At 65.0% G+C, this 10,896-nt stretch carries 14 protein-coding genes and 1 pseudogene; 11 read left to right on the top strand and 4 right to left on the bottom strand.

The window, feature by feature from the left end; genetic code table 11:
• Positions 1–13 precede the first annotated feature (13 nt).
• From rplC to rpsQ, 10 genes are read left to right on the top strand one after another with little or no spacing between them, the layout of a single operon-like run.
• A complete protein-coding gene (gene rplC / locus CH256_RS25570) occupies positions 14–679 on the top strand; it encodes a 50S ribosomal protein L3 (protein ID WP_027496309.1) in 666 nt (221 codons plus the stop codon).
• The gene (rplD, locus tag CH256_RS25575) at positions 676–1,353 is read left to right on the top strand and encodes a 50S ribosomal protein L4 (RefSeq protein WP_008718317.1); all 678 of its coding nucleotides are present in this window, start codon (positions 676–678) and stop codon (positions 1,351–1,353) included. Before rplC ends, rplD begins: the two co-directional genes overlap by 4 nt.
• Positions 1,350–1,655, top strand: a complete 306-nt coding sequence (rplW, locus tag CH256_RS25580; protein ID WP_027496310.1) for a 50S ribosomal protein L23 — start codon at positions 1,350–1,352, stop codon at positions 1,653–1,655. The genes rplD and rplW overlap by 4 nt, the downstream gene beginning before the upstream one ends.
• A 39-nt stretch (positions 1,656–1,694) precedes the next feature.
• Positions 1,695–2,531: a 50S ribosomal protein L2 gene (gene rplB, locus CH256_RS25585; RefSeq protein ID WP_008718311.1), complete on the top strand. Its 837-nt coding sequence runs from the start codon at positions 1,695–1,697 to the stop codon at positions 2,529–2,531.
• 13 nt (positions 2,532–2,544) lie between these two features.
• Positions 2,545–2,826, top strand: a complete 282-nt coding sequence (gene rpsS / locus CH256_RS25590) for a 30S ribosomal protein S19 (protein WP_008718309.1) — start codon at positions 2,545–2,547, stop codon at positions 2,824–2,826.
• Positions 2,823–3,245, top strand: a complete 423-nt coding sequence (rplV, locus tag CH256_RS25595) for a 50S ribosomal protein L22 (RefSeq protein ID WP_037188319.1) — start codon at positions 2,823–2,825, stop codon at positions 3,243–3,245. The genes rpsS and rplV overlap by 4 nt, the downstream gene beginning before the upstream one ends.
• The gene (rpsC, locus tag CH256_RS25600; RefSeq protein ID WP_027496312.1) at positions 3,245–4,054 is read left to right on the top strand and encodes a 30S ribosomal protein S3; all 810 of its coding nucleotides are present in this window, start codon (positions 3,245–3,247) and stop codon (positions 4,052–4,054) included. The genes rplV and rpsC overlap by 1 nt, the downstream gene beginning before the upstream one ends.
• A gap of 3 nt (positions 4,055–4,057) precedes the next feature.
• Entirely contained in the window at positions 4,058–4,474 is a 417-nt protein-coding gene (gene rplP, locus CH256_RS25605) for a 50S ribosomal protein L16 (RefSeq protein WP_027496313.1), read from the top strand.
• Positions 4,474–4,719 (top strand): 50S ribosomal protein L29, encoded by a 246-nt coding sequence (gene rpmC / locus CH256_RS25610; RefSeq protein WP_032376634.1) that lies wholly within the window; start codon positions 4,474–4,476, stop codon positions 4,717–4,719. The genes rplP and rpmC overlap by 1 nt, the downstream gene beginning before the upstream one ends.
• Positions 4,716–4,994 carry a 30S ribosomal protein S17 gene (gene rpsQ / locus CH256_RS25615; RefSeq protein ID WP_032376635.1) on the top strand — a complete coding sequence of 93 codons (279 nt, stop codon included), beginning with the start codon at positions 4,716–4,718 and terminating at the stop codon, positions 4,992–4,994. Before rpmC ends, rpsQ begins: the two co-directional genes overlap by 4 nt.
• Positions 4,995–5,058: 64 nt before the next feature.
• Here rpsQ and CH256_RS25620 read toward each other — a convergent pair whose 3' ends face one another.
• Genes CH256_RS25620 through CH256_RS25635 form a run of 4 tightly spaced genes read right to left on the bottom strand, consistent with a single transcriptional unit; the run spans position 5,059 to position 10,643 of the window.
• Positions 5,059–6,375 (bottom strand): AIM24 family protein, encoded by a 1,317-nt coding sequence (locus CH256_RS25620; RefSeq protein ID WP_094671228.1) that lies wholly within the window; start codon positions 6,373–6,375, stop codon positions 5,059–5,061.
• 28 nt (positions 6,376–6,403) lie between these two features.
• A complete protein-coding gene (locus CH256_RS25625) occupies positions 6,404–9,529 on the bottom strand; it encodes an ATP-binding protein (RefSeq protein WP_094671234.1) in 3,126 nt (1,041 codons plus the stop codon).
• 17 nt (positions 9,530–9,546) lie between these two features.
• Positions 9,547–10,191: a hypothetical protein gene (locus CH256_RS25630; RefSeq protein WP_094671230.1), complete on the bottom strand. Its 645-nt coding sequence runs from the start codon at positions 10,189–10,191 to the stop codon at positions 9,547–9,549.
• On the bottom strand, positions 10,188–10,643 hold the full coding sequence (locus CH256_RS25635; protein ID WP_256989552.1) for an endonuclease domain-containing protein: 456 nt from the start codon (positions 10,641–10,643) through the stop codon (positions 10,188–10,190). Before CH256_RS25635 ends, CH256_RS25630 begins: the two co-directional genes overlap by 4 nt.
• Here CH256_RS25635 and CH256_RS27855 point away from each other — a divergent pair.
• Positions 10,642–10,896, top strand: a pseudogene (locus CH256_RS27855) (hypothetical protein); the annotation flags it as partial. The gene CH256_RS25635 and the pseudogene CH256_RS27855 overlap by 2 nt on opposite strands.

Raw genomic sequence — 10,896 nt, forward strand, 5'->3', positions numbered from 1 at the left:
CGCGGAGACAACGATGACTGATAACAAGAACCGGCCTGCAACAGGAATTCTGGGCACCAAGCTCGGAATGACCCAGGTCTTCGACGAGAACAACCGCGTCGTTCCGGTGACCGTGATCAAGGCGGGCCCCAACGTGGTCACCCAGATCCGCACCCAGGAACGTGACGGCTACAGCGCCGTCCAGGTCGCATTCGGTGCGATCGACCCGCGCAAGGTGAACAAGCCCACCACCGGCCAGTTCGAGAAGGCAGGTGTCACGCCGCGTCGCCACATCGTGGAGATTCGCGTTGCCGACGCCTCGCAGTTCGAGGTCGGCCAGGAGCTCACCGCTGCAGTGTTCGAGGACGGCGCATACGTCGACGTCACCGGCACCAGCAAGGGCAAGGGCTTCGCCGGAACCATGAAGCGTCACGGCTTCAAGGGTCAGGGCGCGAGCCACGGCGCACAGGCCGTGCACCGTCGTCCCGGATCCATCGGTGGCTGCGCAACGCCCGGTCGCGTCTTCAAGGGGATGCGCATGTCCGGACGTATGGGTGGCGACCGCGTCACGACGCAGAACCTCTCGGTCCACAAGGTGGACAGCGAGAACGGTCTGCTGCTGATCAAGGGAGCGATCCCGGGCCGTCGCGGCAACGTCGTGATCGTCAAGTCTGCATTGAAGGGTGGTGCACGGGCATGACCAGCCTCGAGAAGAACACCGAGACCAAGCTGACGCTCGATGTCAAGGAAGCCGGCGGCAAGACCAACGGCACCGTCGATCTCCCCGCGGAGATCTTCGACGCTCCGGCGAACATCGCGCTGCTGCACCAGGTCGTCATCGCACAGCTTGCAGCTGCTCGTCAGGGAACCCACTCCACGAAGACTCGTGGCGAGGTTCGCGGCGGCGGCAAGAAGCCGTACCGGCAGAAGGGCACCGGCCGCGCCCGTCAGGGTTCGACCCGCGCTCCTCAGTTCGTCGGCGGTGGCACGGTCCACGGACCGCAGCCGCGCGACTACAGCCAGCGGACCCCCAAGAAGATGAAGGCCGCCGCATTGCGCGGAGCCCTCTCCGATCGGGCCCGCAGCGAGCGTCTGCACGTCATCACCGAACTGGTTGCCGGACAGGTTCCGTCCACCAAGGGTGCGAAGACGTTCCTCGCCGAGATCTCGGACCGCAAGAAGGTCCTGCTCGTCGTCGGCCGCGAGGACATCGCAGCCTGGAAGAGCGTTCAGAACCTGGACGGCGTGCACCCTATTGCACCCGACCAGCTCAACACCTACGACGTGCTCAACGCCGATGATGTCGTTTTCAGCGTGGAAGCGCTGAACACCTTCATCGCTGGGCCTGCAAAGAACGAGGAGGCAAGCAAGTGACCACGATCGCCGATCCCCGCGACATCTTGCTGGCACCGGTCATCTCCGAGAAGTCCTACGGACTGATCGAAGAAGGCACCTACACGTTCCTGGTGCACCCGGACTCGAACAAGACGCAGATCAAGATTGCCGTCGAGAAGATCTTCGACGTCACCGTGACCAGCGTCAACACGATGAACCGTCAGGGCAAGCGTAAGCGGACCCGGTTCGGTTACGGCAAGCGCAAGGACACCAAGCGCGCGCTCGTAACGCTCTCCGCCGACAGCAAGCCCATCGAGATCTTCGGAGGTCCGGTCGCGTAAGCGACTGGGACTCTTCGGATATAGAGGACGAGAAGACTCATGGCAATCCGTAAATACAAGCCGACAACCCCGGGCCGTCGTGGCTCCAGCGTTTCCGATTTCGCTGAGATCACGCGTTCGACCCCCGAGAAGTCGCTGATCCGCCCGCTGCACGGTCGCGGTGGACGTAACGCACACGGTCGTATCACCACCCGACACAAGGGTGGCGGTCACAAGCGTGCGTACCGTCTCATCGACTTCCGTCGCAACGACAAGGACGGCGTGCCGGCCAAGGTCGCTCACATCGAGTACGACCCCAACCGCACCGCGAACATCGCACTGCTGCACTTCGCAGACGGCGAGAAGCGCTACATCGTCGCACCCAAGGGCATCGCCCAGGGCTCGCCGATCGAGCAGGGTGCCAATGCCGACATCAAGCCCGGCAACAACCTGCCCCTGCGCAACATCCCGACGGGTACGACCATCCACGCGGTCGAGCTCCGTCCGGGTGGTGGCGCCAAGATGGCCCGCTCCGCCGGAGCGAGCATCCAGCTCCTCGGTAAGGAAGGCCCCTACGCCACGCTGCGTATGCCGTCCGGTGAAATCCGTCGCGTCGACGTGCGCTGCCGCGCTACCGTCGGCGAGGTCGGCAACGCCGAGCAGTCGAACATCAACTGGGGCAAGGCCGGCCGCATGCGCTGGAAGGGCAAGCGCCCGACCGTTCGTGGTGTCGTGATGAACCCGGTCGACCACCCGCACGGTGGCGGCGAGGGCAAGACCTCCGGTGGACGCCACCCGGTCAGCCCCTGGGGACAGCCGGAAGGCCGTACCCGCAAGAACAAGGCGAGCGACAAGCTGATTGTGCGTCGTCGTCGTACCGGCAAGAACAAGCGCTAGGAGGGAGTTCAGAATGCCACGCAGCCTGAAGAAAGGCCCGTTCGTAGACGATCACCTCCTCGCGAAGGTTGACGTCCAGAACGACAAGGGAACCAAGCAGGTCATCAAGACCTGGTCCCGTCGATCGACAATCCTGCCCGACTTCATCGGTCACACTTTCGCCGTCCACGACGGTCGCAAGCACGTGCCGGTGTTCGTGTCCGACTCCATGGTCGGCCACAAGCTCGGGGAATTCGCACCGACCCGCACGTTCAAGGGTCACATCAAGGACGACCGGAAGGCGAAGAGGCGATGACCAACTTCACCCCCACCGCCAATCCGACTGCCAAGGCCGTAGCGAAGCACGTTCGCGTCACGCCGATGAAGGCACGTCGCGTCGTGGATCTGGTTCGCGGGCGCTCCGTCGAGGACGCGCTCAACATCCTCAAGTTCGCGCCGCAGGCAGCAAGCGAGCCGGTCGCCAAGGTGATCGCCTCCGCAGCGGCCAACGCCGAGAACAACCTGGATCTCGATCCCAGCACACTGATCGTCGCCACTGCATTCGTCGACGAGGGTGCAACCCTCAAGCGATTCCAGCCGCGCGCTCAGGGCCGGGCATTCCGGATCCGCAAGCGCACCAGCCACATCACGGTGATCGTCGAAAGCCTGCCCAAGACCGGCGGAACGTCTCGCAACCGTCGTAAGGGCCAGGCGTCCAAGGAAGGGGCTCAGTAGTGGGTCAGAAAATCAACCCGCACGGCTTCCGCTTGGGTATCACCACTGACTGGAAGTCGCGCTGGTACGCAGACAAGCAGTACTCGGAGTACGTCAAGGAAGACGTCGAGATCCGCAAGCTTCTTGCCACCGGCATGGAGCGCGCAGGCATCGCGAAGGTCGAGATCGAGCGCACCCGTGACCGTGTTCGCGTGGACATCCACACGGCACGTCCGGGCATCGTCATCGGTCGTCGTGGCGCCGAGGCCGACCGCATCCGCGGAGCTCTCGAGAAGCTGACCGGCAAGCAGGTTCAGCTCAACATCCTCGAGGTCAAGAACGCCGAGTCCGAGGCTCAGCTCGTGGCCCAGGGTGTTGCCGAGCAGCTCAGCAACCGCGTCGCATTCCGTCGCGCAATGCGTAAGGCCATCCAGTCGGCCATGCGTCAGCCGAACGTCAAGGGCATTCGTGTTCAGTGCTCCGGCCGTCTCGGTGGCGCCGAAATGTCGCGCTCGGAGTTCTACCGCGAGGGACGCGTTCCCCTGCACACCCTCCGTGCCGACATCGACTACGGACTGTACGAGGCCAAGACCACCTTCGGCCGCATCGGCGTGAAGGTCTGGATCTACAAGGGCGACATCGTCGGCGGACGGCGTGAACTCGCTGCCGCTGCGGCTCCGGCCGCCGGTGCAGACCGTCCCCGTCGTGAGCGTCCCACTCGTCCGCGTCGCAGCGGTGCCTCGGGCACCACGGCGACCAGCACCGAGGCCGGCCGCGCGGCATCCGCAACCGAGGCTCCGGCCTCGACCGAGCCCACTCAGGAGGGCTGACGCATGTTGATCCCCCGCCGGGTCAAGCACCGCAAGCAGCACCACCCGAAGCGTTCGGGTGCCGCCAAGGGCGGAACTCAGGTGACATTCGGTGACTACGGCATCCAGGCTCTCGAGCCCGCCTACATCACCAACCGTCAGATCGAGTCCGCTCGTATCGCGATCACTCGCCACATCAAGCGTGGCGGCAAGGTCTGGATCAACATCTTCCCGGACCGCCCGCTCACCAAGAAGCCTGCCGAGACCCGCATGGGTTCCGGTAAGGGTTCGCCCGAGTGGTGGATCGCCAACGTCAAGCCGGGTCGTGTGCTCTTCGAGCTGTCGTACCCCGACGAGACCATCGCGCGTGAGGCACTGACTCGCGCCATTCACAAGCTGCCCATCAAGGCACGCATCATCACCAGGGAGGAGCAGTTCTGATGGCTACCGGAACCCCAGCCGCAGAGCTCCGCGAGCTCACCGGTGAAGAGCTGGTCACCAAGCTGCGTGAGTCGAAGGAAGAGCTGTTCAACCTTCGTTTCCAGATGGCTACCGGCCAGTTGGACAACAACCGTCGACTGCGCGTGGTGCGCCACGAAATCGCGCGTATCTACACGGTGCTTCGTGAACGTGAGCTCGGCTTGGCCTCTGGTCCTTCCGAGGACACAGCAGGTGACGCAGCATGAGCGAGGAAAACACTGTGACTGAAGAGCGCAACAACCGTAAGGTTCGGATCGGCTACGTCGTATCCGACAAGATGGAAAAGACGATCGTGGTCGAGCTCGAGGACAGGGTCAAGCACCCCCTCTACAGCAAGATCATCCGTCGCACCACCAAGGTCAAGGCACATGACGAGAAGGGCGATGCCGGCGTAGGCGATCGCGTTCAGCTCATGGAGACCCGTCCGCTGTCCGCCACGAAGCACTGGCGACTGGTCGAGGTTCTCGAAAAGGCCAAGTAGTACCTGCACACAAATGCCCGCTCCCTTCCTGGGAGCGGGCATTTCTGTGTTCCGGCCGCGCAGCCTATCTGCCCAACAAGCCGCCGAGTGCCCCGCCGACGCCTGCCTGTTCACCGCTGCCGCTGCCGCCGACCAGTCCGCCCGGCGGTTGCTCCGACGGCTGAACCACGACGAATCCCTGACCCGCGAACTCGAGGGTGAATCTTTCTCCTGTGGTGCGCCCGATGAGTGTGCCGAGGCCGAACGAATCGTTCTTCTTGACTCTCGTCTGCAAGGAAGACGACCATGCGACCGCAGCCTGCGGATCGGCGAAGGTGGGCTGGTCGACGTTCAGCACCACCGGAATCCCGTCGGTCGTGATGGCGATCCGACCGCGCCCGGAGAAGACACAGTTGAAGAAGCCCGCGTTACCGCCCGCTGCAGCTCCCTGTACACGTTTGATGTCGTAACTCAGTGAACTCTCGAAGGCGAGAACGTTGGCACCGTTGATGGTCAACCCGTCGGTACCGTCCAGATCGATGAGGTGCACGTCCTGTGCGGCATTGGCGAGGAAGAGGTCGCCCTGACCCGTGACTTTCATCAGAGGGACACCCTCGCCCGAGAGCGCCTGCTTGAGCGCCCGGCCGATGCCACCCGAGCCCTTGGCCTCGAACTGCAGATTGCCCTGATACGCGACCATCGAACCGGCCCGGGCCATCACGTCGCCGTTCATCCCGATGCGGCACATCTTGCTGCCCTGCTTCTGAATACCCGAACCGGGAACCTCGGCGTGGGCGGGCGTGAACAGTTCACTTCTCATGGCCAGAACTCCTCGAGGGACGGGTGAATTCACGGTGGGATCGGTGATGGGTGAGGACGGCTCGGCGGGCACCGGTCGCTCGTCCGTTTCGATGCTGATACCGAAGGCCGTGGCCAACCCCGCCAGGCCATCTGCATAACCCTGGCCGACGGCACGGATCTTCCACTGCTCGCCGCGGCGGTAGAACTCGAGACACACCAGCGCGCTCTCGTCTCCGAGTGCATCGGCAGCGAATGCCACCAGCGCTGTGTTCGACGCATCGGACACCGTCACCGCCGTCGGTCCCGCAGCCGCGAATGTGGCCGGCCCCGTTCCGTCGAGAGACGCCGCCACGGCCACGGTATCGACGCCGGCGGGGACGGCGGTGGCGTCGAACATCAGCAGGTGCCCGGTCGATGCACGGCGATACTCGACACCGGGGGCTGATGGCTGGTTGTAGAACACCAGGTCCGCGTCCGAACGCACCCGCCCGTCCGGCCCCAGAAGCAGCGCGGAGACATCGACCGAGGTCGACGCCGCGAGCGTCACCGTCAGGGGACCGGCAGGAGCGGGGCAGTTCTCCCCGCGTGCGAGGGTTTTCATCGAATCCAGTGTGCCACTGTCGAGGGCGTCACGACTGGCGCGCCAGCTCGATGACCTCTTCCTCGGTCGGCGGACTCTTCGGATGGTAGGACAGGCACAGCGGGGTGGCCGTACGACGAAACTCTGCGCCCTCCACGGCCGCGTAGAACTGACCGGCAGGCAGGCGTCCGACGTCGGGAACCGAGCCACCTTTCACCCGCGCCATCTCCTTGGCCGCATCGACCTGCGATGGGCTGTTGAGCAGGCCGTAGAACTGAGTCGACGCATTGCCAGCGATGCGGTTGTGCAGGCCCTTCGGGGATTGCGTGGCGAACACCAGGCCCAGTCCGTACTTGCGTGCCTGTGACGCCAGGGCCAGGGTGCTGTGGGTGGCCGCGGTGCTCCGGTCGGACGGCGCGAAGTTCTGCGCCTCGTCCATGACGAACAGTCCACCGAGGGGCCGGTCGCCGGCGGGGTTCTTCTTGATCCAGGCGAACAGCCCCATCTGGAGTTGGTTGACGAAGCTCTGCTTCTGCTCGTCGGTGGTCAGGCCCGCGAGGTTGATCACCGATACCCGGGCTTTCTTACCCTCGGCAGGAGTCAGCAGAACAGCAGGATCGACCGGCGTGCCCGCGCCGGCGAACATCGGATCGTTTGCGGCGGCGGCCTTGAGGTTCTCGGCCAGACCGGCAGCGATGCGGACCGCGTCGCGCATCTCGCTCGCGTCCTCGGGGAACTCTTCCAACAGGTCGATAAAGTCGGACAGATCCCCGCCCTGCGGACGACGACCGAACTGATCGAGGGCCGACTTCAGTACTGCTCGACCATGTTTGGCCTTCTGCGACGTGCCGAGTACACCTGCGGCCGGTTCGAGCGAGGCCAAGGCGGACTCGACCGAGGCCTCGAACTCGTCCGCGTCACCCACGACACTGGCGAAGTCGGGAAGGGGCTGGAAGCTGAGCGGACGACCGGCGGACTTGCGCGGCGTCCACACCACGACGTCGGTGTCGCGCAGGTACGCCGTTGCCTTGGCCTCGTCACCCGGTGGCCAGGTCCTCTCGTCCTCGGGCCATGCGGTGCCGAGCCGAGCGAGGTCGTTGTTGACGTCCAGCACGATCGCCGAAACACCCTGCAGGGCGCACTCTTCCACCAATCGGCGGATCAGAACCGTCTTGCCCGAGCCGGACCCCGCGAAGATCGCCGTGTGCTTGCGCAGCGCTTCGAGTGGAATGGCGACGTCCGCGCCGGTGCTCAGTTCGGCACCGACCACGATGGACGGTCGCCGCGCCGCGGCGGGCTGCGCGGCAACGCTCGGAATCTCGGGTTCGATGAGGGCGGTGTCGTCGTCGACGACACTCACAGCGGGAAGAACAGCCCCGAAGAGTTCGACATCGTGTGCCGGCTTACGTGCGAGCAGCCAGGACGTGAGCGCGGGGGAGTTCTCGGCCAACAGGATCGACAACGCCGCCAGCGCCCTGCGGTCCTCGTCGCCGAAGGGCACCACGATGCCTCCGGCGCGGCGCAAGGCCGCGATCGTCTGCTCGGTCTTCGCGCCGTTCGGCCACGGCTCGTTTCTGATCAGGATCAACCGTCGCCTCGGCATGTCGATGCGCAGGCCAGCCGTTGTCACTGCTCGCTCGACTCGTGCCAGCGCGGCGCGGGCGTTGCCGGACGTGACCGCGCGGAAGCACCAGTGCTCCTCGTCGTCGGTATCGGTGTCGACTGTGTGGCGCAGGCGGGCGTGCAGCGCGGGCTTGCCGCTCGGCGGTGGGTCCTGGGCCAGGCTGTCGTCGGACGACTGATGCTCGTGAATCCACGCGGTCAATCCCGCCGACAGCAGTGCCGGAACGATCGAGTCCTCGCTGTCGGGTCGCAGTGGAACCGAGACGTCGACCTGCTCGCGCAGTTGCTTGTAGCGATCGTCGAGGATGTCGAGCTCGTCGACCCGTGCTTGGGGTAGGTCCGGCGCATCGGTCGGACCCGACCTGTCGGTGAAGCTCTCCAACTCCGACGCGACGCCGGTGTCGAGGCAGTGCCTGATGTGCCGGTCGACGGCGATGAGAAGCTGGCGCGGAGTGAAGTCCGGAGCCTGCTCGAACGCGTTGGGCGCGACCGGCCACGTGGGGTGAGGAGGGACGAACCCGGCTTCGAGGAAGCATGCTGCCAGACGTCGTCCGAGAAGCAGGCGGCCGATGTCCGACGAGGGAATCGGCTTGAGCGACTGTGTGACTCGGAAACGGTCACGCATCGGCGCGACTCCGCGCGCGGCGATCAGTTCCCAGGCGCTCGACAGCGCGGAGAGGACCGAGGCTGTGCGAGGGAGGGTCTCACGCAGCGACATCAAACCGTGCGCGAGCTGTTCGACGACCTTGTCTTCCTGCGCGTCGGCGAACTCCTGATCCGATCCGGTACGAGACTGCGCCACGAGCGTGTCGATCTGGTCGATCGCGAGAATCGTCGGACCGGTGATGGCGAGCAGGCGCGAGATGTTCTCGGCGATGCCCTGATGGCCGAGCTCGGCCCGGCGAATGCCCCAGGCCGAGAACTCGTCGGGATCGACGTCGTCGATCGACTGCAGGTACGCGTCACCGAGATCTTGAACGGCCGAGTCGGGGGCGATGGACAGCACGAGCGCGCGCAACGTGTGCTGCGACGTCCGTCGATGGCGGGGGTGGACCTTGTAGACCGCAGTGACGAAGTCGTTCAACGTGTCCGCGTCGATCATGTTCTCGCCCATGATCTTTGCGCGCTGATCGTCGGGGATCTCGCCGATCTCGCACAGGCGTCGGAGGAGTAGTGCGAGCTGGCTGTCCGATCCGCGGCCGGACGGACGCATCAGGTCGTCGAGCATCCCCATCAGCGTCGAGCGCCAGAATCCAGCGGCGTCGAGCAACCTGATCAGGAAGAAGTAGCCGCCCTTGAGCTGCACTTCTTCTCGTACCTGGCCGAGCAGGTGTGTCTTGCCCGAACCGGCCGGGCCGCGCACGACGACGCCCAGCGGACTGGCGTCGTCGGAGGCGTCCGCGTCGTCGTAGGCATTCATCACCTCGAGGAACACACGTTCGTGCATTCCCGGCACGTGCACGTTCGACTGCGAACGCCACACGTCGTCGGGGGTCGGTGCCCAGCTCAACCGCACCGATTCGAGAGCTCGGATCTGCTCGCTGTCCGTCATCGTCGACTCAACGCCCATCATGGTTCGATCGAGAGAAGGTGGTTCTGCTGGTTACCGACGACAACGGCCGCAGCGCGTTCCTCGTCGGTCAGGGTCTTCTGATTCTCTTCGGGAATCAACGAGACGTCCGCCGCACGACGCAGACGCGCCAGGGCGTCGTCGAGATCGCTTCTGTGTATGTCGCGCAACTCGTTTCGCAGCCTGGAGAGTCGAACGGTGCTGCCGGGTTCGCGGGCGAGCCGTGCGTAGGCCGCGCGAATCGAGGCTTCGATGTCGACGGTCGTGTCGGTCCTCTCGACGGGTGCAGGCTCGTCCGATCGGGGTGAGAACACATCCGCCGGGCGGCTGTCGGTGCGATCGAGCCACCTACGCAACCCCGCCAACACGGTGAACATGGCCTTTCCTGCGCCGGTCGATCGAGCCGGAGGTTCACCGCCGATGAGGTCGCCGCAGGTGCGCCACCCCTTGTCGGTGAGTTCGAGTGTCATCGGGCGCACAGATGAATTCACTTCGATCAGACCGGCGTTCTTCAGCTTGTCGCGGGACGGCTTCGCGAGCTCGGGGCCCATCGCTCTGAGTTCGGAATTCTTGACCGGACTTGCCTCGGCCATCAGGACGAGCAGCACAGCCGCTTCGGTCCCGTTCAGGTCTTCGGTACTCATCGAGGATCCCCCTTCGATCGTCTTCTCGATACTGCCTCGCGGATGGTAGCGACCGCACGTTGCGGATCGTCGATCACCTGAGCATTGGTGAAGCGCAGCACCATGTAGCCGTGTGTCTGCAGCTCGTTGTCACGGACGCGGTCCTCGGCGAAACGTTCGGGTGCGCGGTGTTCGCTGCCGTCGATTTCCACGACGATCTTCTCGGTGCGCCACAGTACGTCGACGGTGAACGGTCTGCTGAGCTCGCCGAGCCGAATCGAGCGATTGTGCTCCCTTCCGGTGGCCCACTCGTGCACGTCCAGCGCTCGGTACAAGCGCTTCTCCGGATCACTGGCCGGGTGCGGATGTCCGGCGATCGGTGGATAGCTCAGTGGGCGAAAGCGATCGAGAACCGTGCTGACGCCGGTGGGCACTGCGGGTGCACGCACCGACACCGACGGGAACCGATCCATGCCCGACGCTCCGTCTCCGATGACCCACACCGCCATCTCGGCGTGCGTGCACAACCATTCCGCTGCTGCGGCGACGACTCCGGCGTCCGTTCCGACGGGCGACGACGGCGGTTGGTGGTCGAGTCTGCCACTGGATCGGGTCGTCCGACTGCACGGTGCCACCGAGCGGGAACTCGCCGAGTCCGTGAACCCTCTGCCGTCGGACGCGCCCTCGATCGTGTTCTTCGCGGTCGATCCCGCGACGGCGAACCGT

It is taken from the genome of Rhodococcus sp. 05-2254-6, assembly GCF_002258565.1.
Lineage (GTDB): Bacteria > Actinomycetota > Actinomycetes > Mycobacteriales > Mycobacteriaceae > Rhodococcoides.